The sequence below is a fragment of the Nocardiopsis synnemataformans genome (assembly GCF_965343085.1).
GTDB lineage: Bacteria > Actinomycetota > Actinomycetes > Streptosporangiales > Streptosporangiaceae > Nocardiopsis > Nocardiopsis alborubida.
Window position 1 is genome coordinate 100,540 of the sequence record NZ_CBDRFA010000007.1, and the last position, 26,472, is coordinate 127,011.

Annotated in this window: 20 protein-coding genes; 7 read left to right on the top strand and 13 right to left on the bottom strand. The window is 66.7% G+C overall.

Going from position 1 to position 26,472, the window contains the following annotated elements; all coding sequences use genetic code 11:
- Positions 1-62: 62 nt before the first annotated feature.
- Complete coding sequence (locus ACSIH6_RS05775) at positions 63-704, top strand: TetR/AcrR family transcriptional regulator (RefSeq protein ID WP_435107169.1); 642 nt, start codon at positions 63-65, stop codon at positions 702-704.
- Positions 705-745: 41 nt separating this feature from the next.
- Here ACSIH6_RS05775 and ACSIH6_RS05780 read toward each other — a convergent pair whose 3' ends face one another.
- The 10 genes from ACSIH6_RS05780 to ACSIH6_RS05825 form a co-directional block, all read right to left on the bottom strand.
- Positions 746-1,162, bottom strand: a complete 417-nt coding sequence (locus ACSIH6_RS05780) for a MerR family transcriptional regulator (protein WP_435107170.1) — start codon at positions 1,160-1,162, stop codon at positions 746-748.
- Positions 1,163-1,681: 519 nt separating this feature from the next.
- Complete coding sequence (locus ACSIH6_RS05785) at positions 1,682-1,918, bottom strand: hypothetical protein (RefSeq protein WP_435107171.1); 237 nt, start codon at positions 1,916-1,918, stop codon at positions 1,682-1,684.
- 13 nt (positions 1,919-1,931) lie between these two features.
- Positions 1,932-2,999, bottom strand: coding sequence for a C40 family peptidase (locus ACSIH6_RS05790; protein ID WP_435107172.1), 1,068 nt, complete (start codon positions 2,997-2,999; stop codon positions 1,932-1,934).
- Entirely contained in the window at positions 2,992-3,876 is an 885-nt protein-coding gene (locus tag ACSIH6_RS05795) for a replication-relaxation family protein (RefSeq protein ID WP_435107173.1), read from the bottom strand. The genes ACSIH6_RS05790 and ACSIH6_RS05795 overlap by 8 nt, the downstream gene beginning before the upstream one ends.
- A gap of 26 nt (positions 3,877-3,902) precedes the next feature.
- Positions 3,903-6,224, bottom strand: a complete 2,322-nt coding sequence (locus ACSIH6_RS05800) for a type IV secretory system conjugative DNA transfer family protein (RefSeq protein WP_435107174.1) — start codon at positions 6,222-6,224, stop codon at positions 3,903-3,905.
- On the bottom strand, positions 6,221-8,026 hold the full coding sequence (locus ACSIH6_RS05805) for a VirB4 family type IV secretion system protein (RefSeq protein ID WP_435107175.1): 1,806 nt from the start codon (positions 8,024-8,026) through the stop codon (positions 6,221-6,223). The genes ACSIH6_RS05800 and ACSIH6_RS05805 overlap by 4 nt, the downstream gene beginning before the upstream one ends.
- Positions 8,026-8,955 (bottom strand): PrgI family protein, encoded by a 930-nt coding sequence (locus tag ACSIH6_RS05810; protein WP_435107176.1) that lies wholly within the window; start codon positions 8,953-8,955, stop codon positions 8,026-8,028. The genes ACSIH6_RS05805 and ACSIH6_RS05810 overlap by 1 nt, the downstream gene beginning before the upstream one ends.
- A 1-nt stretch (position 8,956) precedes the next feature.
- Complete coding sequence (locus ACSIH6_RS05815) at positions 8,957-10,177, bottom strand: TrbL/VirB6 family protein (protein ID WP_435107177.1); 1,221 nt, start codon at positions 10,175-10,177, stop codon at positions 8,957-8,959.
- Between the two features lie 221 nt (positions 10,178-10,398).
- On the bottom strand, positions 10,399-10,683 hold the full coding sequence (locus tag ACSIH6_RS05820) for a pilin (protein WP_435107178.1): 285 nt from the start codon (positions 10,681-10,683) through the stop codon (positions 10,399-10,401).
- 242 nt (positions 10,684-10,925) lie between these two features.
- Positions 10,926-11,675: a hypothetical protein gene (locus ACSIH6_RS05825; RefSeq protein WP_435107179.1), complete on the bottom strand. Its 750-nt coding sequence runs from the start codon at positions 11,673-11,675 to the stop codon at positions 10,926-10,928.
- Positions 11,676-11,972: 297 nt separating this feature from the next.
- Here ACSIH6_RS05825 and ACSIH6_RS05830 point away from each other — a divergent pair, with 297 nt between their 5' ends.
- From ACSIH6_RS05830 to ACSIH6_RS05850, 5 genes are all read left to right on the top strand, one after another.
- Positions 11,973-12,833, top strand: a complete 861-nt coding sequence (locus ACSIH6_RS05830) for a hypothetical protein (protein WP_435107180.1) — start codon at positions 11,973-11,975, stop codon at positions 12,831-12,833.
- Positions 12,834-13,347: 514 nt separating this feature from the next.
- On the top strand, positions 13,348-13,785 hold the full coding sequence (locus tag ACSIH6_RS05835) for an XF1762 family protein (RefSeq protein ID WP_435107181.1): 438 nt from the start codon (positions 13,348-13,350) through the stop codon (positions 13,783-13,785).
- A gap of 126 nt (positions 13,786-13,911) precedes the next feature.
- Positions 13,912-14,160: a hypothetical protein gene (locus ACSIH6_RS05840; protein WP_435107182.1), complete on the top strand. Its 249-nt coding sequence runs from the start codon at positions 13,912-13,914 to the stop codon at positions 14,158-14,160.
- A gap of 68 nt (positions 14,161-14,228) precedes the next feature.
- Positions 14,229-16,055 (top strand): recombinase family protein, encoded by a 1,827-nt coding sequence (locus tag ACSIH6_RS05845; RefSeq protein WP_435107183.1) that lies wholly within the window; start codon positions 14,229-14,231, stop codon positions 16,053-16,055.
- 471 nt (positions 16,056-16,526) lie between these two features.
- Positions 16,527-17,237, top strand: coding sequence for a hypothetical protein (locus ACSIH6_RS05850; RefSeq protein WP_435107184.1), 711 nt, complete (start codon positions 16,527-16,529; stop codon positions 17,235-17,237).
- Positions 17,238-17,494: 257 nt separating this feature from the next.
- Here ACSIH6_RS05850 and ACSIH6_RS05855 read toward each other — a convergent pair whose 3' ends face one another.
- From ACSIH6_RS05855 to ACSIH6_RS05865, 3 genes are read right to left on the bottom strand one after another with little or no spacing between them, the layout of a single operon-like run.
- Complete coding sequence (locus ACSIH6_RS05855; protein ID WP_435107185.1) at positions 17,495-20,119, bottom strand: RNaseH domain-containing protein; 2,625 nt, start codon at positions 20,117-20,119, stop codon at positions 17,495-17,497.
- Positions 20,120-20,130: 11 nt separating this feature from the next.
- Positions 20,131-23,418, bottom strand: a complete 3,288-nt coding sequence (locus ACSIH6_RS05860; RefSeq protein ID WP_435107186.1) for a hypothetical protein — start codon at positions 23,416-23,418, stop codon at positions 20,131-20,133.
- A complete protein-coding gene (locus tag ACSIH6_RS05865; RefSeq protein WP_435107187.1) occupies positions 23,415-24,611 on the bottom strand; it encodes a restriction endonuclease-related protein in 1,197 nt (398 codons plus the stop codon). The genes ACSIH6_RS05860 and ACSIH6_RS05865 overlap by 4 nt, the downstream gene beginning before the upstream one ends.
- A 453-nt stretch (positions 24,612-25,064) precedes the next feature.
- Here ACSIH6_RS05865 and ACSIH6_RS05870 point away from each other — a divergent pair, with 453 nt between their 5' ends.
- Positions 25,065-26,366, top strand: a complete 1,302-nt coding sequence (locus ACSIH6_RS05870) for a GNAT family N-acetyltransferase (RefSeq protein WP_435107188.1) — start codon at positions 25,065-25,067, stop codon at positions 26,364-26,366.
- The last annotated feature ends 106 nt before the right edge of the window (positions 26,367-26,472 follow it).

The following is a 26,472-nucleotide window of genomic DNA, read 5'->3' on the forward strand; positions in this document are numbered from 1 at the left end:
CGGGTCCGGGTCCGGGTCCGGACACTTTTCATGGTACAACGGTACGATAAAAAGGAGGTCGGATGCCCAAGCGGGTCGATCACGAGCAGCGCCGCGGCGAGATCGCGGCGGCGCTGGTGCGCTGCGCCCGATCGCGCGGCCTGCACACCGTCGGATTCCGGGAGGTCGCCGCCGAGGCGGGGATCTCGGTGAACCTGGTGCAGTACTACTTTTCGACAAAGGAGCAACTGCTCCAGGGCGGCCTGGTCCACCTGCGCGCGCGCATCACCCAGCGCCTGCGCGAACAGCTGGCCGCGCTACCGGACCCACACGATCCGGAGCAGCGGGTGCGCACGATCCTGGCGGGCCTTCTGCCCACGGACGAGGCGAGCACCGACCTCTACTGCGTGCACGCCGCCTACGCGGCCCTCGCGCTCACCGACCGGGCCCTGGCCGCCCAACCCCACGCCTCCGGGCCCGACGAACTCCACCCTGAGCTGTGCGACCTGCTGGAGGAGGCGCGGATCCGGGGCCGGTTCTCCCCGGAGCGCGACGTCCGCTCCGTGACCACCGGACTTCTGGCACTGGCCACCGGCCTGTCCGCCTACGTCGTCTCGGGATTCCAGGGCGTCGACGAGGCCGCCGGGGAGCTCCAGGGCCGCCTCGACGAGGTCTTCACCGCCTCCGCGCCGGAGGTCCGGGACACACCACCCTCGGGGCGGTGAGCCGGGGCGGCGGACCGGATCCCACGCCGACCGCCGCCGCATCACGGACGGTCCCGCGCGCCGCCTTCGAGCCGGGCACGTTGGTCCTGGAGCCGACCGGCGAACTCCTCGGCCATGTCCAACTGCTTGCGCAGGACGCGACAGCGCTCCTCAGCCACCTCGCTGAAGGAGTCCAACCGGGCCAACAGGCCGGAGCGCTCATCCGGGGTGCCCCCTCCTGCCTCCAGGACGTCGAGGGCGCCCAGCAGGTCGCGCATCTGGTCCAGGCTGAAATCCAGCGGCTTCATCCGCTTGATGAGCAGCAGCCGATCGACGTCAGAGCCGGTGTAGAGGCGAAACCCGCCCTTGGAGCGCGCGGACGGCTCCACCAGCCCGACTTCCCCGTAGTAGCGGATCGTGCGCAGCGACAACCCAGTGCGCTCGGCGACCTCGCCGATCTGCATGTGGTCTTCGCCCATACGGCCCCCTTCTGGAACGGCGCGCTCTGGCGCCGGCGAGCAGCCAGCTCGCGCACACAAGGTTGCCACGTGATGGAACCCGGCGGGGTCGTCAGCGGCCTGGAAGGGATCGGGGGCCCTCGATCGTTGCAAGGTACGACGGCTCCGACGACGCGACGAGCGTCGCCTGATGCGGCATGAGTGGGCGCGAGACCTACCCCAACGACATCATCTGATCAGGGGGTGACACGTCTGTGTCGCCCCCCAACGGACGTTTGGTTCCAGTTGAACCACGCACCCTGCCCGACGCTGTGGAGACGGGCTTCGCGTGTTCCGCACGCAGCGCGAGGTAGTTCCGCACTGACCGGAGACGCTGCTGGGTGCCTTCTCGTCAGCTTCACAGACCACGCGAAAACGCAGGGTCCTTCGCGAGATCGGCTGGCAGAGTTCGGTGCGGTCTCCGCTCGGTGCCGGAGACCGTACCGGGGTCGAGGTGGGCATCCCGGTGTGGCGACCAGCACCGCAGGTCAGTCCGTGTATCTAGCTCTCCGCGTCGCCGCGACGGAGCCGCCGCGGGTAGCGCACCGTCAGGAACATGCCGATCGAGATGACGGTCAGCCCGGCGAGCCACAACACCGGCGGCCAGGTCAGCGACGTGCCGGTCAGCCAGGGGTAGAAGGCCAGCATGACGGCGAGGACGACGGGGAAGCCGACCAGGTCATACCCGTCAACGAAGCGGTTGCGTGGAATCAGGTGCTTCTTCGTGCGGTGGGGCATGGCGGGCTCCATGTCAGGGGGAGGGGCGCACGGCCCCCATGAACCGCGGGGCGTAGAACGTACTTTCGATGGACTCCACCCGCACGTCCTTGCCCGTCGAAGGCGCGTTGACCATCTGCCCCTCACCGACGTACATGGTGACGTGGGTGGGCGGATCCCCCGGGGCGTAGGGGCTGGTGTCGTAGAACAACAGGTCACCCGGGGCAAGTGCGGCCACATCCACCCTGGTTCCGGCCTGGTACTGGTCGGTGGTCACCCTCGGGATATCCACCCCCGCCGACTCCCACGCCCGCATGGTGAGTCCCGAGCAGTCGAACCCGTTGGGGCCGACTCCTCCCCACACGTAGGGTGTGCCCACCTGCTCCAAGGCCCACCGCGCAGCGCGGTGACCGGCCTCGCTGCCGCCTTCGGCCCCAGCGCTCACCGACAGACTGTCGTAGCGGTCGACCTCGGCCATGACGTCGTCCACGTACCAGTCGGCCGGGTTGTAACGGAACAGGGCGTCTTCGAGGTCATCACGGCTCGAGAAGTCCACGGGTGCGCCTTGGGCGCTCTGACAGAGTTCGACGGCGGTCGAGGCCACGCTGTCGAACACGTTGTGCGGGTCGGGTTCCCCGCTGCCACGGGCGCTCACGCCGTACCTGTCCCAGTTCGCCGGAAGGTGCTGGGTCACCCCGACCGCGGCGTCGTACTCGTCGTCACCGTCCCACCGGCCGCCGTCGGTGTCGTAGTGCGGGGTGAGGTTACCGCCGACACCGGAGCCGTCCAGGCGCGGCCCGACGAACGGCGGATCGGTGTCGCCGTCGGGGGAGATGGTGGCGGCGGCGCCGTGGTCGGACTCCACCGCGCCGATCCCAGCCAGGACGGCCCATCGCATGCCGGTGCAATGCGCGTACTCCTCGGTGGCGAGGATCTCGGGGCCGCGCACGTACGCCTGCAACAGGGTGGGGTCGATCCCCTCCACGCGGTCGGGCGCCCCAGCGCCGGGGGCGTCCAAGGCCGAGACCGCCACCGAGATCAGCAACGCGGGCACGAGAAGGACCCCCAGCCCGAGGGTGAGTCCGCAGCCGACGCTAGCCACGCGTGTCCCTCCAGTCGAACAGGGCCGGTTGGTGCGCTTCCTCGGGCACCAGGCCGGTGAGTTCGCGAGGGCGCAGGTGCGGGTCGTCCAGGCGCGTCCACACCCGCCTGGCGGGGTGGTCGCCGTGTATCGCGGTGGCCACTGGCACGGGCGTGTTGGCGCCCAGCGCTCGGCGCACGTGAGCTTCACGGGTGTGGGATGGCAGGTGGAACAGCACGATCCCGCGCACGTCCGCGGTCGTCGCCAGCTCGTGGTACGCGTCGAGTTTGGCGGCCAGACGACGCAGCCGCTCGGTGCCGTTGTCGTACTCCAGGAAGAAGGACACCGACGTGGAGCCCAGGGTCCACTGCCCGCCGCCGTCGGGGCGGACGATGTCGCCCCACAGGTCGGCGCACTCACCCTCGGTCCACCACACAAGGTCAGCGTCGTTGGTCTTGTCGCGGGTGTGGGCGTACAGGTCGGTGAAGACCTGGTTGACGCCCACGGTGTGGGAGAGCTGGGTGGTGGTGGCGTTGGCCAGGGCGCGGTCGCGCCGGTAGCCGAACTCGCGCAGGGTCCTGCCGTCCTCGGCGGCCAGGATCTCGGCGCCGGGCTGGTCGAGCACATAGTGCCACGGGGAGCCGCCGCGGGGCTGCCAGGGGCGGATCCGGTCCAGGGCGCGAAGCCGGTGCAGGGTGGCCAACCTCTGTTTGGCGGTGTTGTAGGAGTTCCACCCCAGGGCGGTGAGCTGGTCGGTGGTGAACACCTTGTGGCGCCAGATCAGCCGCATGAGATGGCGGTCGCGGTCAGTGAGGCGGCGGGCGAGGGTCTTGATCACCTCGGGGGAGCTGCGGGGGCGGATGGGGGCGCGGTGGTCGGGGCGAAGGACGACGGACACGGTTCAACCTCCAAGAGGCGTGGTGGTCAGGGTCGGGTGCGGTTGGCGCGGGCTGCCTTGCGCACGGCGGTGGCCCGCCCCGGGATCGGGGGAGGCAGGGGCCGGGTGCGCAGGGTGAAGGCGGGGGCCAGGGCTCCGTCGGTCACCAGTCGGGTGGCCGCCTGGTATCTGGCCAGGTGGGACAGGTCGTGTTCGGTCAGTTCGGGCTGGACGTGGCGCACCAGCGCCCGGGAGTCTTCCGGGCTGAGGTCGAAGAAGACCTTGGAGCGGGCGTTGGTGCTGGTGGCCTCGCGCAGATCGCGGGGGAGCTGGGCGAGGTCCTGGTGGGCGATCACGAGTCCGGCGCGGTAGGCGCGCGCTTCGGCGAGCATGTCCCCGAGCCCGTAGGGCAGGGTCAGGAAGTTGTGCGCCTCATCGAGGAAGATGCCGATGTCCTGGCGGTCTCCCTCGCGCTGACGTGCTCTGGACAGCACCGCGTTCCAGGTCTGGGCCAGCACCAGTGACCCCAGCAGGGAGGCGGTGTCCTCACCCACCACACCCTTGGGCAGGCGGGCGATGACCACGGCGTTGTCATCGAGCAGGCCGGGCAGGTCCAGCGCCTCGCGCGGGCGCGCGGCCAGCAGATCACGGGCGAAGTCGCGCAGCAGCACGGCGCGCAACTTGTTGAGCAGGGGCGCGGTCGCGTGCGAGCAGGCCTGATCGGAGAGGTTGTCGTACCAGCGCCAGAACCCGCCCAGCACCGAGTCCCCCGCCAGGTGGGCCGTGGTGCGGCGGCGGAAACTGGAGTTCTCCAATAGACGGGGGATGTTGGCCAAGGACGCCTGCGGAGTGGCGGACAGGGTCAGGCAGCAGGAGCGGAGGATGTCGTCGGTACGCGGCCCCCAGGACTCGCGGTAGATCCGGGAGAAGATGCCGGTGACCATGTCGGCCACCCGGACCGGGTCGGTGCCACCGAGCACATTGAGGCTCGGCGGTGGCGCGTCGTCGTCGGGGTCGATGAGAATGACCCGGTCCATCGCGGACTCGGGGATCCGGGACAGCAACAGGTCGCTCTCGCCCTTGGGCTCGATGACCACCACACCGCGCCCCTTGGTGATGTCGTCCAGCGCCATCCCCATGAGCAGGGTGGTCTTCCCGACGCCGGTACCGCCGATGATGTGGGTGTGCTGGCGCGCGTCAGCCGTGCGCTGGGCGACGGTGCGGCGTTCACTCTGCTCGGCCGTGCCCAGGACCCGGGTTCTCGGGGCGTCGGTGGCCACCTGGGGCGGGGGTGGCACGGTCCGAGCGGATGCGCGCTGGAGCCCGGGAACGGTCTCGTCCAGGGGAAGATGGGCGAGCGCCGCGAGTTCACGCGCGGTCAACAGGTCACCGTCACCCATCGTGCGAGCCTGACACCGCACCTGCGGCGCCAGAAGCAGCCGGTGGCGCCGGTAGTAGTTGTGGCCGCTGAAGACCGCCCACGCGGCGGCCAGGGCGTGGGACCGTCCCCGGCGCCGCTGTCGGGCTTGGCCGCCGGGGCCGGCAGAGGTGACCAGGTACCGGACCTGGGCCGCCAGCCTGGGTTGGGTGGACTTGTTCAGGATCGCCTGGATCTCGCGCCCGACCTCGGGCCGCAGCGCCAGCAGGTTCGCCGCCCGGTGATGTCCGGGTGTGATGGCGTCGAACACGCTGCTGTTGGGCGTGTAGTCGTAGCGCAGCGAGGCCGCTGCCCGGTTGGCGCGGCGCAGCCGACGCCCGGTGATCGGCCGTACCCCCACCTGGACCAGGACCTGCTCGTCACCGGTCAGGTCTCCGGCGGCGCCGATGAGGGCCCGCAGCGGGTCTTCCTCGAACTTGTCCTTGATGGGGTAGTGGTCGGGGCGGGCGAGGCGGACCGAACCCGCGTGGGCGTACACGCCACTGCGTGTGGGCGCGATGGGTCGGGTGGTGGTCGAGGCTCCGGGCCAGGCGGAGGAGATGGCGCGTTCGACCATCCCGGGTGGCAGGGGGCCGGGCACCCACATGCGGATGCGCAGCCCGTGCACGCTCATGGCGTACTCCCACGCCAGGTGCGGTTGCCCGAAGAGCACACGTTTCCAGGCCGGGCGCAGTGTCCCCAGTATTTGACGCCACAGGTCCTCAGCCCCGGCCAGGTCGCTCTGTGGCGGGGGCAGGATGTCGACCAGGCGTGCGCCACGCATCCAGGAACGCTGGCGCGCCCACCTCGCGAGGTGGCGAACAAGGACGAGCCCTGTCACCGTGATCGGCAGGGCTGCGGCGAGCGCGAGGCCGTGGGAGAGCACCACCCCGGCCAGGAGGGCTCCTAACGCGGCAGGGATCTCGTCCAGTTGGATGAGCCAGCTGGTCACAGGAAGTCCTCCTCGTCGTCGCCGAGGGTCGAAGGACCTGCGAGGTCCTGGTCCGCGGGAGGTTGGTGCGTGAGTTCGGCCGGGTTGGTGGTGACCAGGGCGTGCTCGGCGTCGCTGGCCACCACCCGGTAGGCCACCCGCAGGTCAGTGCCGCTGCACAGCAGGGCGTCCCCCCGCGAGGCGGTGAGAAGGAACTGCTGCTCGCCCTCGGAGAGGTTGAAGGCCCGGGCGACTTCCTCGATGGCCTGAGGTGCTTGGCGCATCAGGATCTGCGTCGCCGCGTTGGCGACCACGGCCTTGCCCAACTCGCTCCCGAGAACGTCGGCGGCGTCCTGGGTGGCCACGGTGAGACCCGTCCACCGTTTCCGGGCGGCCTTGGCCAGCCGGAACAGGAACTTCGCGCCTTCGGGTTCGGACATGAGCAGCCAGGCCTCGTCCACGAGCACCATGCGCGGGTGGGTGGCATCGCTGTCGGCCACGGTGCGCCAGATCGAGTCCAGGGCCAGGAGCGTCCCGACGGCTTTGAGTTCGTCGGGCAGCGCGCGCAGCGACCACGACACCAGATGACCTGCGGGTCGTTGGGTGGTGGGGGCGCGAAACAGTTCGGCGTAGCTCCCGGACACGTACGGAACCAGCTGTACGGCCAGGTCCTGGGCGTGCTCGTCACCATCGTCCTTGAGGGTGGCGACCAGGTCCGCCAGCAGCGGGGCGGGTCGCGTCCAGGTCGACTCCGTCGCCGTGATTCCAGCCTTGCGGTAGGTAGTGACCAGGGCCCGGTCCAGGGCGGCTCGCTGCCGTGCGGATAGGGTGCCGCCGAGCATCACCGCCATCAGGGTGTGCAGGAACAACGCCCGGCGAGAGACCGCGTCGCGTGCGGCGGAGTGGTCCACCGTCAGGTCCAGGGGGTTCAGGTGCACACCGGGCGCACCGAGGCGGATCACGGTTCCACCGACTGCTTGGGTGAGCCGCGTGTACTCGTCTTCGGGGTCAATGACGGCCGCGGTCACCCCGGAGTAGAGGGAGCGCAGCAGGTCCAGTTTGCAGAAGTAGGACTTGCCCGAACCACTCCTGGCCAGGACGACGGAGTTGTAGGTGTCCATCGACCACCGGTCCCACACCACCACTCCCGAGGAGGTGGAGTTGAGGCCATACAGGACCGCGCGGTCGGTGGTCTGCACGGCCAGGTCCGGGCTGGCGAACGGAAAGCTGGCGGCGAGAGCTGAGGTGTCCATGCTGCGCCGTTGCTCCAGCAGGTCCACTCCCACAGGCAGCGCGGACACCCACCCCTGGAGTTGGCGGTAGGACGCGGGTCGGGCGTCCAGGAGCATCGACGCGGTCAGGGAGCGGACGTGGTCGACCTCTTCGGCCAAGGCTTCCTCGGAGGTGGCGTGCACGGTGAGGTAGAGCCCGACCCGGAAGAGTTTGCCCTCACCGCGTGCGAGGCTGGCGGCCATCTCCCGGGCGTCCTCGGCGGCGACCTCCGCCTCGAAATCCTCCAGCTTCCCCTTCTCCGCGGTGGTGCGGCTGGAGGCTTCGAGCTTGGACATCTGCCGGCGCAGCCGGTCGGCGGCGGTCTGCGGGGGGATCGGCTCGATGTGTAGTGACACGTCGAGTCGACCGGGGTAGGTGAGCACCGGTTCCAGCCAGCCGTAGCCGACCTCGGCCGGGTAGCCGGTGATGGCCCAGCTCGCGCTCACCCCACCCCCCACGCGCAGGTGACGTGGAGCGATTTCCACCTGGGCGACCAGGGGCCCCACCCCATCAGGTGAGGACGTTGTTTCCCTGCTCTTGCTCTTGCGCACTACTGCTCCTTCTCGGTGACAGGGCCGGTGATGACCGCGCTTGGACTGGACAGTCCTTCGGGTGGCACGTGACGGCTGGAGGGGTCGGCAGCCGAGGCGAGCACCGCGGCAACCTGGGGGCCGGTGAGCACCACCGCGCGTGATCCGGCGGCGGCCAGGGAACGGACGGCGTCGTCGGCTCGGCGCCGCACCGTGACCGCGGCATGGGCGGCATTGCCGCCGCTCTCCCGCAGGACCAGGATGATCTGCCGCCGGAGGAGGTCGCGGGTCTGGGCTAGTTCGGCGAGGTAGTCGGCGTGGTCGCGGGCGGCACGCTCCAGTGCCGGGTGCGGCAGCTCCGGTGCCGCCCGGTCCAGGGCGTCGACCAACGGGTCCAGTCGGATGGACTGCGCGCGCACCAGGAACTGGGCGGGGGCTTGGAGGGAGTTGAGGTAGGCGGCGAATCCGTTCACCAGCCCGGCCTGCTCGGAGGGGGTGCGCAGCGCGAAACTCACCGTGCTGCACGAGACGAGGACAGCGGATCCGTGTTCGGCCAGGTCGAGGATCCCGTCGTCGGTGATGGCCCGTACCGGCAGGTCCAGTGGGGACGGTAGTGGTGGGGTGGTGGCGTCGATCCATGACGGCAGCGGGGTGGCTTGGTGGGCGTCGGTCGCACGCCGCTTGGGGGAGCGGGCGAAACGCCACGCGGCCAGGATCAGCCGATCCAAACTCAGTCCGTCCCTGCGTACCAGGGCCGCCGCGACGGCTGCCCCCATCACCGGAACCGCCGCGGCCACGAACACCAACGGCGGCACCACGGGGGTGAGGGCGCTGTAGGCGGCCCACAACCCGATCGCGGGTACCCCGATGATCACCAGCTGCCTCGCGGTCAACCCGGCGAGGATCTTGTCCTCGCGCTCCACATCAGCGGGCATTCGCACACGCGACATGTCAGGGCCTCCTTCGACGGGGACGGGCAGGCGCGGGGAACAGGGCGTCCTGTTGCGGGCGCGGCCGGGGCGGGGGCAGGGTGCGGGCCTGCGGCAACATCTCCTGGCGCGGTACGGGTTCCTCCCAGTGCGGCAACGGCTCCTGTCGCCACCGTGGAGACGGCACCCGGGGCGGGCGGGGCAGCTCGGGCTGGTGGTAGCGGCGCCGCTCACGCAGCCGGGCCTGCTGGCCGCGGTCGATTCGCCGGTCCATCCCCGAGATCGGGTCCTGCCGGTACGGCAAACGCCCAGAGAAGTTCGGCAGCTCGGGTTGGACCCACCGGGGGCGCCGCAGGGGGCCCGGCGAAGGTGAGGCGCCGACTCGCCCAGCGGAACCGGAGGCGACAGCGCGCCCGGCCTTCCCGCCCGTCTTCGCGGCGGAGAAAGCCCGACCGATGTTGCGGAACACCAGCAGGCTCGCCGCGACCTGGGCCACACGCACCAGTGGGGACGACTGGTAGTTGAACACTCGTTTGAACGCCCAGAAGGGGATGCGTACGAGCACGTACATGCAGCAGATGATCAACAGGACGTCGATGACGCCCTGGGCAGCCTCAATGAAGTTGGGGGCGGCGTCACGGGACAGGAACAGGGTCACCATCAGGCGCAGCACGATGGCCTGGGCGATCTGGATGACCACCAGCGCGCCCATCGCACGCCACCACAGGCGGGCGATCCCGTCGGTCTGGGGGAGCGCGTGACCGGCCAGCGCGAGCGGTGCCACCGCGGTCAGGAGGATCCAGAGCACGATCCGCACGATGGCGGCGAGCATGAAGAAGAAGGCCAGCAACGAGCCGATCAGCATGAGCAGCAGCATCACGAGGGCTTCGCCCTGGGGGTTGCCCAGGACCCGGCGGATCGTTTCGGAGATGCTGTCGACGTTCGCGGCTCCGTCGAGCATGTTCACCGCGATCCCGTTGGCCAGCTCGCGCATCATCTCGGTCAGGAGGAAAGAGCTGTTGGCGGCGACGAAGCCGAGCACCAGCCTGGGCAGCACCTCTTTGACCCCGGCGGAGGTCTGCACGCTCTGGTAGGACATCAGCAAGATCCCGGCGGCCACGACCACCAGGACGTAGGAGCTGTTGGCGACGGTGAGGGTTTCACCCCAGGCGGTCCGGACCCCCTGGGTGGGCGGTGGTGTGGCCAGTGCGGGCAGGGCCGCCAGCGTGATCGTGAATTCCACGGCGTCCGCGATAAACCCCGCGACCCACTGATAGAAACCCACGGTGACGCGACACCCGTAGTCCAGTGGCCCGCACTCCTCAGGGTCGGTGGGGGCAGGCTCGGGCGCATCCTGTGCCACCTCAGTGGGAAGCGGCAGCGCCTGGGCGCCAGCGGGTGAGCCCAGCAGGATCACCGCGCTGACACCGGCGGTGAGAAGTAGGGGCCAGCAACGCTGTGCCATCACAGCCCCACGAACCCGCGCAGGATCTCGACCAGGATTGGGGCCAGGATCGCCACCAGATAACCCATCGCCGCGTACTTGAGTGTGTCCTTGGCCTTGTTGACCTCGCCCGGGTCACCACCGGCCAGTAGGTAGCGCAATCCGCCGACGGTCAGCAGCAGTGTCGCCAGTACCACCAGCAGGCCGACCAGCCAGTTGCGGATGTTGCTGATCACCGTGTCCAGATCGCTGACCCCGGGGTTCTCCTCCTGCGCCCAGGCGGGCCACAGGTCAGCGGAGACCACGACAATGGCTGCGGCCAGCGCGCAGATCACCCCTAGTCGGACGCCATTCTTGAGGGCCTGCATAATCGCCACCTCAATTCGGTGAAGCCCCGCGAAAGTGTGGGGAGAACACGCGGACCACGGGCCGGGGCGAAGGGCCGACAACTCCTTTCCCTAGGGGTTCCGGTGGTGGGCGTTCGATACCTTCTTCGCCCCGGCTGTGGTGATCCCCTTGCGAGGGAGGAGAGATCTCTCCTCACCCATCAAGAGGAATTCAGGGCGCGATCGCGCTCATCTGCTCCGGCGATTTTCTTTGCAGACAGGGAGACCGCCACCTTCTCCTCGGCGGCGCGACGCCAGCGGCGAGCGGTGATATAGGTCAGACCCAACTCCTCGGCGACCGTGGCCAACGTGGTGCGCTCCAGGCGGGTACGGGCGACCAGGTCCGCCTCCACCGGAGTCAGGACACCGCCGGCCACCATCGCGGCCAACACGGTGACCGCGCCCCGCCCATCCATCACACGATCAGGGGTGAACGTGTCGGGATCCCACCGGGTGGACCGGCGGGCATCACGGGCATGGCGGTAGCCGCACCGGTAGGCGGTGTTGGCCACCGCCGACCACAGCCGCGCCCCCACATCCCCCACCCCAGCGGGGATGGACCGCACCTGCTCCAGAAGAGCGACCAGCATCTCCGCCTCCACATCAGCGATCTGCTGTGCGGGCACACGGCCGAACCGGCACGCGATGACCATCCGCGGCAACATCGCCCCAGCAGCGATCACCGTCCAGGTCGCCTCACCCGCGCGGGAGAGCGCGAACACCCGGTGCCAGAGCGCATCGGCGGCCGTGCCCGGCCCATGACGCAGCACCGTGATCACCTCCGAGGCCGTCAGCGCGGGGGCGTCGACCTCGTTCAGCTCGGCGGTGGACAGAGTCGGCTGGGCGGGATCGGCGGTGAGCAGAGCGACCGATTTCCCAAGAACCACGAACGGTTGGTCTGAGTGCACCATCGTTGAACTCCCTTCGAGGAAACGGGAGTCCCATGGAGCACAACCCACGACGCATAAAATGAGCAGAAGATCAGCACGGAGAACTGCTCACGCTTCTGCGGAGGTTGCCCACAGATTTGCGTAAGCCATCTGCTCGCAAGAGTGCTTAAAGGCCCGAGTAGAACACCGAACAAGGACGCGATGAGGGCCTGTGCGTACGCACGGCGTACGTATTTCTTCTAAGGCAATGAGCGAAAACGCCCGTCCTGTTCCTCTTGATCAGTGAGGCGTTCGACAACCCCAGCCGACCGAAACACGATGAGCCAACGCACCCTTCCACGCCGACGGCTACTGCTGCTGGACGGCAGCCCCGGAGCAACCACCCTGCTCGTTCTGGCCGCCCACGGCGCGCTCCCCAGGTTCGACGCCGTGCTGGCCCCCGACACCGGGTGGTATCCCACCCACACCTACCGCTACCTGGACACGCTGCGCCCCATCGCCACCGATGCCGCCATGGAGTGGGCCCGCGCCGACACCGGCAGCGTTGCCCAAGACAGCCTCGGCAGCCTCCTGCCGTGCCCGTTGCCGCTGTTCACCCTCACCGCTGACGGCATCCCCGGGCGCCTGCCCCAGGGGTGTGCGCGCCGCCAAGCCCAGGCCCTGACCCACCTCATCCGTCGCCTTCTCGGCTACCCGCGCCAAAGCACGCTCCCTGACGGGATCGTCGCCGAATGCGCGGTGGGGCTCGGCGTCGACCACACGTATCAGGTCCCTGCGGGGCCGCCCTTCGTGGTTTTCCGGTATCCCCTGGCCGAGATCGGCTGGACCGCCCGGGACTGCCGCGCCTTCCTCCACCACCACGGACTCGGAGAAGCATCGGACTTGGCCTGCGTGGCATGCCCCAACCGGAGCGATCACGGCTGGGCCCACCTGCGGGCTACCGACCCGGAGGGGTTCGCGCAAGCGGTAGCGGTGGACACGACGCTGCGGCACGGCCACCCGAACCCGGCACTGCGCGGCATGCCGCTCGGCACCACCTACTTCCTCCACCCCGACCGGGTCCCCCTGGACCAGGTTGACCTCACCCCTGACACCGGTTTCGCCCCGGAGGGTTGCAAGCCGTGGGCATGCCGCGGTGACGGGAGCGGCACGACGCTCGAAGGAGGGGGCGGGCGATGACCGCGACGCTGTTGCCGGACCCACTGTTGGGCCCTGAGGGCGAGGAAGTTTCGATCGGGTCGATGTGCACTGGCTATGCCGGACTCGACATGGGCGTGGCCGCGGCACTGGGAGGCAGCGCCCGCCTGGCCTGGGTCGCCGACAACGACCCCCACGTCACTCGGCTCCTCCCTCCGCGGTCATCGGTACGCACGCCGGCAACCCGGAGACGGCACTGCGTACGCAGAGCCGCCGTTCGTGTACGCATGGGGCGACTACGCAGCCGCCGTCCACCGATGGGAAACGGTGTTCGGGCGGACGGCACCACCGCCGACCGGGCGCGGCACCCGAGGACAGCCCCGGCTGGGTGCCGCCATGGTCAAGTGGAGGATGGACCCCCCGGAGGGTGGGTCACCGACCCGGACCTCGGGTTGCGGCGCACCGCCCAGCTCCAAATCCTCGGCAACGGCGTGGTGCCGCAACAGGCCGCCCATGCCGTCCGGCACCTCCTGGCTGAGTGCACCGGAGGTGGCGGATGAAGCTGTCCCTGATCCCGGTGCCGTTGGTCGAAGCGAAGGCGTTCATCGAGGTGTGGCACCGCCACCTCAAACCGCCGCGAGGCCACAAGTTCAGTCTCGGTGTCGTCGGTGAGAACGGTGTCCTGGTCGCCGTGGCGGTGGTGGGGCGGCCCGTCGCTCGGGGTCTGGACGACGGCCGCACTCTCGAAGTCACTCGCATGGCCAGCGACGGCACGTCCAATGCCTGCTCGATGCTCTATGCCGCTTCCTGGAGGGCGACGCGGGCGTTGGGGTACCGGCGTCTGGTCACCTACACACGAGCCGACGAGACCGGCGCCTCTCTGCGCGCGGCCGGGTGGAAACAGGTCGCGGCATTGCCGCCGCGAGAGTCCTGGCATCCACCGCGGCAGCCACGGGCCGAAGGTGTCCCGCGGATCCGTTGGCAGGCGCCGTGAACCCTCGCATGTTCCTGCTCCCCGTCACGTATCCGGAGCGACCGCGTGCCGCGGCATTGCCGAGCGGTGCCGCACGGCAACGTCACAGGGCTTCTCCGAGCACCCTTACCTGAAGGTGACACCCCTATGTCCGAACAGGAAGAAAATGCCTCTGACCAGCTAAAACACGAACCTCAAGGCGGTAAGGGCCTCTACCCTGAAAGCTCCACGAACGCGGACAAACCGAGGCGTTCGCACGGCAAGGGTGCACGCACCGACAGCTTCGAGGTCGACCCTGCGGAGCTCGTGGCCCTCACACCCCAGCAGCACGCCGCTGCGGTCCAGGCCCTGACCGAGCTGCTGACCCAGTACCTCCACCACACGAACGGACGCTGAGCCCTGCGCCGCGGGTGTGCGTACGCATACGCCCCATGTCGCGTACGCACACGTAAGGACCGAGAAAGGTGAGTAGATCCATGCGGGTCGCGATGTACATCCGCATTTCCACAGACGAGGCACGTCAGCCCTTCTCCTTGGAGGCCCAGGAAACCAAACTCCGCGCCTACATCGAAAGCCAGGAGAACTGGGAACTGGTCACTGTCGTGCCGGAGCAGGCCTCGGGAGCTACCATCGACCGGCCCAAGCTGGCCAAGCTCCTGGCGTCCGCACGTGCTGGGCGCTTCGATCTGGTGCTGGTCTACCGCGTGGACCGGTTCTCGCGCTCCGTACGCGGGCTGGCCCATCTCCTTGATGAGCTGGACTCAGCGGGGGTGGCCTTCCGCTCGGCGACCGAACCCTTCGACACCACCACCCCGGCGGGGCGCATGATGGTGCAGATGCTGGCCGTCTTCGCCGAGTTCGAACGCGCCACCATCATCGACCGCGTCATCAACGGGATGGAACGCAAGGCCGCGCGCGGCGAGTGGTGCGGCGGGTCACGTCCCTACGGCTATCTCGTGGACCCCACCAGCGGAAAACTCGCCGTCAAGGAAGACGAAGCACCCATCCCGCCACGGATCTTCGACACCTACGTGCACCAACGCGTGGGGGCCAAGGAGATCGCGACCCAGCTCAACGAACACGGGTATCGCACCAAGAACGGCAGGCCCTGGAGCAGGGACGCGGTACTCACCGTCCTGCGCAACCGCGCCTACCTGGGTGAGGTGTTCTTCCGCGAGGTCTACTATCCCGACTCTCATCCTTTGCTGGTCGACCCAGACCTGTTCGCTACGGCGCAGGAGATCCTGCAAGCTCGCGGTGAGGACCACACCAAACGGGCGGGAAACTCCTCTGACTACCTGATGTCGGGGCGCATCACCTGCCCGCTGTGCGACAAGCACTACCTGGGCAACGCGGCCACGGGCAACAAGTACCGATACCGGTACTACACCTGCTACTCCCGGTTGCGCTATGGCAAGAAGACCTGCTCCGCTGATCGGCTGCCCGCTGACCAGCTGGAGGAGGCCGTCGTTCAGGCGCTGCTGGACACCTACGAGCGCAGTGATCTGGTGGAGGAGGCCATTCAGGGGGTGGCCCAACGGCACAGCCAGATGCGTGATCAGCATGTCGCGGAGCGTGCCGTGGTGAGAAGCGAGTTGACGACGGCTGAAGGTTCCATTGAGCGGTACCTGCGTGCCTTTGAGGCCGGGACCATGCCCGAGTCGGTGTGTGGGCCGCGTCTGAGCGAACTCGCGTCCACGGTGGCGCAGTTGCGCCACCGGGAGAGTGAACTGACCGAATTGTGTGAGGCCCCGCAGGAGGGGCCGACCGGAGAGGAGATCAGCGCGATGCGTACGCAGATACAGCATGCCTTCGCCAACGGAAACCCGGCGACGAAGAAGAGCTTGGTGCAGAGTCTCGTCGCCGAGGTGCGCATCACCGGGCCTCGGCGTGTTCAGCCCGTCTTCAGAGTCTTGACCAGTATGAACGCGCCCCCAGCCGCCTCAGCGGCGAAGGTTCGCGCAATGTCTGGAACGGTGCACCCGGCAGGATTCGAACCTGCGACCATCGGATTAGAAGTTCGCTGGTTTCGTGCCGCCCCGTGTCGCTACGTACCGTTTCATGCCACCCCATCCAATCCGCCGTGCCATCCGGTGCCATGTCGTGCCGCCCGGTGTCGTCCCGGTCCAAAACCGCGGAGCGCGAACGGAGCACACACGGCCGGTTGGCGGCGTCCGATGGCACCTCGCGAGGTCCTCGCGAGAACGCTACTCCCGCGTCAGAGAAGCCGGTCCCGGTTGTTTTCGGCTTCGACACGAACCAGGGCGACGAACCGCTCGCGGATCTCCTGATCGTAGGCCTCCCAGTCTTCCTGGTCCATTTCATCGTTGTCCGGGTCGGTCTCGGGAAGTTCTATCGGCCCGCCGAAGGTCTCATTGAGCTGGTCTGCGTGTTCGTGGAAGAGCGTTGCACATCCTTCGATCTCGAGGAGGAGGTCCTCAACAGATCCGGGGCGGGCCGTACCGGGTCCAGCGTGATGGTGCGGATCGAGGCCAGCAGCGCATGCCGCAGACTGGGGTCATCGCTGTGGCGCTGCGCCATCTCCTCGGGTGAATCTCGGTCTCAACAGGCCGTAGGCTTTCAGAACGCGGATGGGTGTGTAATGCTGGGATTCTGCTCCAAGCGGTTCGGGCTGTACCCGGACTGACACGGGCCAACGGCAACGCGGCGGGCACGTACCTCGGCCGACACGCCTCTTCAGACTTTTCCTCCCTCCATGGGCGTGCTTGTGTGCGCCTGTGTGGCCTACACAGAGGACATTCGTGTACATCGAACGATTCGTTGCCCACCACACCCCGACCAAGGCACGTATCTTCGCGCTCACCATCGACGGCGATCACCGTCTCCGCGCCGTCACCACCTTGTCCGCCGACCAGACTCTGATCACTGAGGAACTGGTGGATGCCCTCAATCTCCGCCTCTTCGAAGGCCGAGAAGATGATGTGAATGGCGTGCTGGAACGGCTCCCCGCGCCGGTGCAGACTGCCGTCCGCCGTTGCCTCCACGACGTTGGCAAGCCCGACCCCCATGGCTACACCGATATGGGGCCCATCAGTGTCGTCCGCCAGCTCTACTTCAGCGACAATCCCGAGGAACTGGTCGAGTTCCTCGATGCGGCTTACATGATGGGATTCGGGATCCGCGTCTCGAACGAGGTCCGCAGTGACGGAGACATCGGCTGGAGCTTCGAGATGCGCTCGGAAGAGGCGTTCGTTCCGGCCAGCGCTGAGCCACGCAGCTGGCCACTGCCGGAGGGCATGAGGACCATCAGGGCTTGGACCTCGCGCGAACCTACCGGTGGACATCCAGCTCGCGCGGCGCTCGCCATCGCAGACCAGGCATCTCGGCAGGGTAAGTACGTGCGTATCCACACGTTCGCTCACGGGAGCAGCGACGACCCCGAGGGCACACTGACCTCGGAATTCGCCGTCGATGTGTTTGATGCCCCGATCCCCCCTGAGGAAGAGGAGTGATAAGGGGTAGTAACACAAAGCGAGTACCCGTTTTTAGAGGATGATGGCGGTAGCGGTCGTGGTGATATCCACGGTCCGCATACAGCATTGCGTGCCGGGTTTCTTCGAGACTGGTGTGCCGGGACTGCCTCCCATTGCCGATCCTTCTGCACCCTTTCTAAGTGATCATGCTCTGCCGTCACCAGGGTGACCTGAGATGGCGGAGGCGAGAGAAATTCACGCCGCCTCATAAGACATGATCGGGTGGGCCACTGTGCTTACTCATTGTGCGGGTTGGTGTCGTCCAGGGATGGCCCTCGGTATTCGGGATGAGCTCGGTCAACGGCACCAGCGACGTGGAGGGGGTATGGATGGCGGGTACGCCAGTCCCAGGCCGCAGACTGGTGGCACAGCTGTGCGGCAAGGGTCGCCAGTTCCTGTTCCGAGCGTCCTCCACAGTCAGCGATGAGAAACTGAACCGCGGTGAAGCCGTGCCAGTCCTTCTTCAGGTGAACGCGACGGTCTGTATCAGGGAGGGTGAAGCGGGTATAGAGGCCGCCGACACGACCGTCAGAGCCGAAGCCCTGGTAGGTGCGTGAGGCTTGGGCGATGTACCAGGTCGTGACGCCGGTGCTGGAGGTGCGGCGGTAGAGGTAGTCCTGGGGGTTCGCCGGCCGTATGAGGGTCGACCGGCTGCGCGCGGTGTTCTCGACTGGTACGGGAACCTCGCTGTAGGAGGTGTTGACCGAGACCACCGCGATTGACCTTCCGTTCCTGCGCAGAGGATCACCGGGCAGAGCCCCCTGCCCGAGTGACTGGTGTTGCAAGCCGGGCCAGATGGTCCGGCATGCCTCGGCGTCGACGAAGATGATCAGGGGACGGTTGGTCGGTAGGGTGCGCAGTGCCGCCTCGACCTGGTCGCGTACTTTCTCGGCACCTTTCTCATGGCGTGCGTGGCCGTCCTGGCCGATAGGGCCTTGCCCGAAGGCGGCCTCGGCTTTGGCCTGGAGCAGCCAGTCGTTGGTGGTCGGATCGTAGGTCGTGGTTCGCCAAGGGATCTCCGGATGAGCGCTGGTGTGCACAGCGGTGAGGACCTCGACCATTTGTGTCTGGTTGGCTCCCCGCGGAGTGCGGGTGCTCTTGCGCTGTTGGCGTAGGTGGATACCGACCAGGATCGCTTCGTCGTCCATCCGCACGGCTTCGGGCAGCCGGTGGTCTATGGCACCGAGGCGAAAGAGCAGGTCACGCGTTGCGTTGATCGCTGGGTGATCCTTCTTCTCGCGATTCTTGGCGGCCTCGGAGGCGTCGGTGTCCGATCCGAGGTCGATGGTTTCGGTGGGTTCCTCCTCCTTGGGTTCGGGTGGGTCCTTGCGGGCGAGGAACTGGGAGACGACGCCCTCGCTGTAGAGGCTGCGCCGCAGGTCTCGCTTGTGGTCGTGGGAGGCGGTCTTGTCCTCGCGCTGCTTCTTGGTGGGCTTGGGCGTCCACACGGTCTCGACCAGGGCTCCGGTGAGCATGCCGTCGCGGAACAGCGTGTGCAGAGGGGCCAACTCCTTGTGCCACACGACCGGTTGGGGAGAGTCGATCGCTGGTATGCGGCGGAAATGGGCGTACAGGTTTTCCGAGAGCTGATGGTCGGTGCGATCAGCGCACTCCACTGGTTGGTCGGGTGTTGAGGTGTAGGCAGCGAGCGCCGTGCTGACGCGCTTGCGAGTGAAGCCCTCGCTATAAAGCACGAGGATTCGGACCTTCTCGTACCCTGTGGCGCGGATGGCGTGCTCGATGTCTTCTGGACGCAGTTGCCCGGTCATGGGGCGGACGAGCTTCTTCTTTGAAGCGGGCGTGAAGACCACGGGGGTGATACGGGGGCGCTTGACCGTGTCGGTGATGTGCTCGGAGAGCGTCTTGATGAAGCGTGTTCCCACCCCCTTGCCGATGGGGTATTCCTGCGGACCGGGTAGGAGGACGCGACCTGATCCGCCTAGGACTGCCAGTTCTTCGTTGGAGGGAAGGTCGATCAGTTCCAGCCCGCACTCCTGGACGATCTCGGCGGCGAAGTTGCGTGGGTACGCCTCCCACTGCGGTTTGTCGTCCCCGTCTCGTGCCGCGAGGGGGCGATGGCCCACGGGGAGCCGTAGTAGGGCCTGCTTACCTCGATCGAGCACGACGGTGCGGGTGCGAGCCCAATGGGTGGCAAGTCGGGTGAATGTCGGAATGACGTGGACGGCGAAGAGTGGCTCCCCAGGCAGAGTGATGACGCGGAAATCCAGCTTGTGCATCGCGAATCCCACGCGTTTGGGGCGCAGGGTCTCGTTATGCGTTGGCAGATCCCATGACCACAGACTGCCCTGGGTGTCCATTCTCCACGTTACGTTGACGGTCTTTCCCTCGCGGCTGAGGGTGAGGGGTTTTCGGGCGAGGCGTTGGGCGAAGGACCAGGTGGCGACGTGGTAGAACCACCCGGGGGCAACGGGCCTGCCCTCCTGCGAATTCCGGACGAAGGAGGCGAGTTCGTAGCGTTCGATGTCGGCTTCGCTCAGGAGGGGCGCCAACATGTTGGCGTCGTCTCCCTTGCGCACCAATCGTTCCCAGGTGCGGACCGCGCCGGCCATCAACCGGGGGTCGATGGGGTCGGTGGTGATCGCCACCATGGGGGTGATCTCGTCCGTGTCGACGTGATGGTAGGTGTTGGGCATCAGCACTACCGGTTGACCGGTGACCGCACTGAGAGCTGAGGCCAGACCAGCGTAGGGCGGCTGTTTGAAGCGCTTCTTGGATCCGGTATCGGTGTCGTTGTAGCCGGGGAGCCTTTGCCAGGCGGCGGAGAAGTCTGGGCTAAGGGGGTAGGCGGTCACGGTCCCTAGACCGGTGTGGGGGAAGAGGTAGGCCAATGTCGTGATCATGGGAACGGCTCTCAGTGGTTGTCGGCGAAGTCGAAGAAGGCGTCGAGCGTGGTGCCGTAGAGCTCCCGCATGAGGGGCAGGGCACCCTTGCTGGCCCAGTCGGCACGCAACTGCCGGATCAATGAAGGCAGGTCCGAGCGTCCGGAGGAATCGATGAAGGCATGGTCGACGAGCTTGATCCGACCGGGTGTCCCCCCTCGGCGCGCGCGGCCGACGAGCTGGATCAGGGAGATGACGAGTTCGGCTGCGATGGCCCTTTTCGTCACGTCGGGCAGTGAGCGGAAGTAGCGCTCGTTGGTGACCAACTCCTCGAAGTAGTGCCCGGCCACTTTCCGTCGACGCTGCATCTCCAGCCAGGGTGTGGCGCTGCTGCGTGCGTTGGCCAGGCTGTGGGAGCCGAGGAAGGCGAGAAGTTCATCCGGATCGTCGACGAGCGGAATCGGGCGGATGGCCACCCAGATGGAGCCGATCGCGGAGACATGGGTATCCGGCGCCAGGATGTTGAGCCCGCGCTCGGCTCGACCTAACGGAGCGATGAGGATCCTCGCGCCCGGAAGATGCGGGAAGCCTTCCAAACGGTCGCCGGGAAGCTCCTGAGAGACTCCCTCGTGGTGTACGACCGAGGCGCCCAGGGCTGGGGTGTACTCACCCGGGCGGACGGCAACGACCAGCGAGTTGGGCTGGGCACCCCCGTGGATCAGTCCTTCGGCCAGGTAGCGGCAACTGTCGTAGGACGTGGAGGCGAGCAGAATCCGATCCTGTACGCCACCGGTCCCGGATTGCTGGAGAACGTCCAACTCGTTGCGGAGCAAGGGCCACAGCCGCTCGCCCATGAGGCGAGTCGCCTCGACACGCTCCTTCCCGGACAGGCCTGAGACACGGACCTGATCCCGCTCGAGTCCGCGCACAGGGACAGACTCGATGTCCACAGCTCCCGGGTTCTGATCGGGAACCCACCAGGTCGGCTCGACATGCACATGGTGACGATGCGCTCCAGGCGCATACGCGGTCGCTGACAGCCCCAACACCGCCCGGCCTTGCCCGCACCGGGCATAGGAGGTGATATCGCCCAGAGTTGCAACGTAGGAGTGAGGGTCGCCACCGAACGCGGCCACACTGAGTTTGGTGTCCCCAGACCTGCCATGGCGGATGTCCTCGGTGAAGGCGAACATCAATCGACCGAGAGGACCGTGCGGGATGGCTCGCCACGCGCTGTAGGACCCAAGCACATCGGCGATTTGTCGTACTGATGCCATACCGGCTTGCGTGAACGCCGGAGCCCCGTGCACGAACTGGTACATCAAGAGCCGCAGCGGTTCCAGGAAGGCGCGGCGCAGTAGCCGATCAGTGACGTCAGCGCGCAGGCGCTGCTCGGGAACCCAACGGTGCAGGAGTTCATCGATCAGACGACGGATCTGGTGAGTGTCACCGGAGGGCTGGCGTGGGTGGACGACCTCCCGCAGCAGCCGACCCAATGGGCGCACGTGCTCAGGGAGTTTGTCGACAGCGACATGCTCGTCCGTGAGGTCGCGGAACAGGGAGCGATGGTGTGATTGAGGATCGTTCTGCTGCTCACTCCCGACGATGAGCTTGGGGTCGTTGGCCATATAGGCCCGCAGTTGGGTGACGAGCCAGGTATCCCACCGCCGAGGGATGATCCACCGCTTCTCGCCCGGCCGGTGCCGCTTGCTCCGGGACTTCTGTCGCTCGGAAGGGCCGAGAGTACCGTCGGCCAGGGCGTTGATGTAGGTCTCCGCCAGCCAACGGGTACTGGCGATCGTGTTACGCAACCCCTGAGAGAGCCGGGCTGGAAGACGGCCGAACGCATCGATGTGCTCAGTGTCCGCATCCAGCAGTGGACGGTCCTCTCGGTGGTCGCCCCAAGCCAGGGTCAGACCACGGCCTTCACTACTGAGCACGTGGGACTGGAAATCATCGATCTCGTCGATGACGATCAACGGGCAGCGGCGCATCACCAGTTCTTCGATCGGCAACCGGTCCACGACCAGCCCGTCGTCCAGACTGACCGGGACGTGTACGCGTCCCTGATAAAAGTTGGCGTGCGTGGTCACGATGACCCTCGCGGTGCAGGCCTGCCGCTGTGGCTCGAACTTCCCGCACGTGGACTGGAAGGGGCAGGTCTGCGCACGGGGCGGACTTTTGCGACGACGCACGGAAGCTTGAGCGGGCTCGTCCGGAGCCAGTTTCACACAGGGCTCGTTGCCTGCGTCCCAGGTGTCGACTTCACGCTCGGTCGATGTGGCTGACGGAAGCGCGCAACCGTAGCCGAGCTTCTCCTGAGCCCACAGGCGCAGACCCGAGTCGGGCTCCTGCTCCATGACGCGCTGGAGTTCTCTCATCTGCGCATTGGGCGACATCAGTGGAACGACCAGCCCATGGGGGTCGATTCCCTGACCGCGCAGATCCTCCTCGATCCCGTGCGCCAGCTTGACCACGTCACTGTTGCGAGGAACGACGAGAGCAATGGTGACGTCCTCTTGGACGGCCCAGGACCCGAGTACCCGCATCTTCACGCTCTTCCCGAAACCGGTAGGAGCGTTAAGCACGGACACTCGCCCTGACCGAACCCGCAGCACGTCGATGGGGGACCGACTCTCCCGGCTGCGAAGGCGCTTGAACAACTCGGACAGCACCGAAGCCCGGTGCATTCCGTTGGAGGCCTCATCATGCAAGGCCGCTAGTTCCAGCACCTCACCGAGCTTGATGTCGATGTCCTCCCGAGCCGGTGCTGTGGCAACGTGGGGTGGGGCCGTGACGGCGGCGATGTGGTGGCCTTCGAGTGTGAGATGCGCGGTCGCGACGGAGGGCACACGGTCCCCGAGCTGAGGAACCCGAACAGTGGTGACGTAGTGCCCGGGTTGGGCAATCGCACGATCGGTCACCGACCCCGCTCGGATCAGATCGATCTCGTTGAGGAGTTCGTCAGCGCAAGCACGTGGATCCATTCCATGACGAGGAAGGAGGAGTCCGTCCTCATCGAGCGCATACTGGCACAGGCTGCCGTCGCCGTCGATGAAGCGTTTCAGTTCGCTCTCGAACATTTTTTCGTTGCTGAGAGGGTTGGCTCGATGGTCGAGTAACCGCCCGAGTCGGCGCAGGTCCTCCTCGGGAAGATGGGGATAGCGGTCCCACGCGTGAAGCTCTCCACTGATCAGAAAGTGAGCCGCTTCGACCGTTGGAGTTGGGAAGTGGGCCTCGGCGAGGGCACATGCGGCGGCCAGGACCCGTGGCACGATGCGAGGGTCGCCGGAACTCTCGTCGAACGGGGCACCGGTCATGCGTTTTTCACCTTCCGCAACCGCTGCTTGACGTCCTTGACGACATCGCGGGCCAGTACGACCTCGTAGCGGTGACGCGGGTTCAGCAGGTCGTCGAGTTCGTTTCGTTGGGTCTCACCGCGGTGGTCGGGAAGCACGATGGTCGGCGCTGCCGGAGGCTTGGCCGCAATGCGCTCGGCCAAGTGCGCGGCGTGAGTGACGTCCTTGACGTCCAGGTGCTTGGTCCATTGCAGAGCGGGGATGCGTACAGTGATGTCGTACATGTCTTTACTCGGCCACAAATCCACCTCCACACTTCGGGAACGCAACCGTTCCAGCTGCCTGAAGAGCTCGATCTCGCTGATACCGGGTACAACGATGAAGCGCCATACCGCTTGTTCGACACACACCGTTTGGTCAGGGCCGTCGGAGCGGAAGCGGCGCGTTTTCGGTTGGCGAGGTACGTCCCCATCACGCGGTTGCAGCATGGGCAACCCACGTCGTCGCTCCGTGCGCACGTAGTAGACAGCGTTGTGCGGTGCATACTGGCAACGAACCTCGGTGTCCTGGACGTACATCGGCCACCGGCACACAGGGCACGGCCACCAGAAATCTCCTTCGAACCTGCGCTCTGGCGGAATCAGGACATAGCGCACCTGCCGCTGGTCTCCCCTGACATCGGCGAACTCGTCGACGAGCTGCTGACGTGTGCCACTGGGGTTCTCGACGATGTACTTCCGGTGCGCTGTGTACTCCCGATCAGTGGCGCCCTCCTTGATGGTGGCGAACGCTTGGTGCTCGATGAGTTCGGCACGTGTCCATGCCCACGTCGGCATCCATCCTCTACCACCGGAGCCGTTTTCTCCTTCGAGAAGAGCGACGATGTGCTCACAGCCGTACTCGTAGACGCTGTCGCTGAGCTGGACCTTCTCATGGCGGTCGCCGCCGTGGCAGACGGCCAGATCGCCGACCGGGTCGTCCTCGAAGAGCGCGGGGGCCATCTGGCGGAGCGGTCGGGACAGCGCGCGGATCAATGCGCTTGGGGTATTCGGGCCCTGACCCGGGCCGCAGGCGTTCATGATCACGCCTGTCATGCGCGCGAGCTCTAGCCACGCGTCCTTCTCCGCGTCGAACACTGTCCATGCGTATCCGGCTCGGATCGCTCCAGTGACGAGCTTGTCCCTGCGCAGTAGGCGTTCTTCGGTAGGCAGCATAAATAAACCCCATCTCACTTCACATAGTGATCACGACAGAGCTGTCTGTGGTTGAAGAAGCTAGCATGTCTTCGTGGTGCGCGTGGGGGCTTTGGGTGATCTGAGGTGCCTGAGCGGGAACCATGTCGACAAAACACCCAAAGCTCTTATTTTTTATATATAGATCAATATCTGGATGGAATAATCGGTCGCCGGTGCTGAAGCAGAGGTTGCCTCAACTCGTTGAAGTAACACCCTTGCCTTCGAGCAGGAGCTTGTGAAACAACTCTTGCGGCGTGTAGAACCCCAAGCACACGGGGGGTGATGAGGAACCTGGTGTGTCGGGATCTCGTCCTGCGGCGGGCCAAGTGGTCAGGGTGGGCTCGATGAGTGCCCAGTGGTCGTCGGACGGGGCAGGATTCGAACCTGCGATCATCGGATTGGAAACCTCTGTAGAGCTACGGAGTAGAGCAGATGACCGAGCGGACTACCTTCCTCGACCCTGATCCGCGCGATTGGCGTTCTCGAAAGATTCATGTCCGGCCCTTCCGCTGGTACGCCACAGTCGAGCTCGACCGTGATGGGTACGTCGACGCCGAGAACGCACGGGGAGACGGCGCTGATCTGCCTGCTGCCTACAAGGAGGCCGTCGGTAGGGCGCTCAGTGTGTCCATGGACCGCATCTGGTACGACGGCTATCCGGGATCTTTCTCCTATGGGGACGGGTCGCGCTGGGTGACCCTGTTCGTTCCATTCCCCCACGTCGAGGCAGCTCTCGAAGCTCTTCGGGTGGCCGAGCTCGACCACGACTACAGCAAGCTCCACGCACTGGCCGACCGATTGGCGCTTCCCATCGATGACTGGCTTGCTCCCGGCGAGCGGGAGCTGGTTCGCGGTGTCGACTTCGCTCCGCCACCCGGTACTTTCCTGCGGTTCCTCCGGGGCAAGGCGAAAAAGTGCGGTGTGCGCCTCAACGGTCGGGCGACCGCCGGGAGCGTGTGGGTTCGCCCGATACTTCCGCCCGATGCGAAGCAGAGGCGGGAAGAGTTTCCCGAGCAGTACCCCGGGTGGGTTGACCGCTGGACCGGACACGTCGAACCGGAAGGTGCTCCCTTCCGGCCATGGGTGGGCGGTAGACAGCAGAACCTCAGCGCTGGAGCGACACCCGTTGAGTTTCGCGCGGTGGAGACGCCGAGCGGTGGGAAGTGCCCCTGCGGCATGAGCCTGCAGGAACCCGGGGACAACGGCAAGAGGCACGCCACCCATCATGCGGCGTGGACGTTCGGCATCCGAGCCCCCAAGAATCTGATGTGGTGGGGAAGCCTGGCTCTTGTGACGACACAGTCGCCCATTACCTGGCGCAAGCTGGTCTACCAGGTGGCTCGAATGCCGCAGAGGGAGAACCACTACGACCTCAACTCGTGGTCCCACCTGGGGGAAGTCGAAGTGACACCGGACAACGTGCGAGCGTATCTGTTGAAGGCAAACGGGTACGTCATCGGCTACCTGGCCGCCCACGACACCAATCAGCACCACCACTGGAATTTGATCGACAGGTCGGGGCGCGGCGACCAGGACGACACGCTGCGCCCGCGCATCGACCTGGTCTGGGTGGCGAACGTCTATCGCCGACAGGGTGTTGGTGCCACGCTCGTGCAGGCACTCGCGGACGACTTCGGGTGCAAGGTCACCGATGTGTCGTGGTCCACTCCGATTAGTGACGCCGGTCTTCGCCTTGCTCGTCGGATCTCACCCGAGGGCACTTGGGTCAGTTGACCCGGCAGTGTTTCATTTCGGGTGTGGCGAAGCCTCTGGTGCGTGCCGGGATTGTCTCCATCCACCCTTGTGACGGAGCAGACATCTGCCGGGGGAGCGGCGCCGG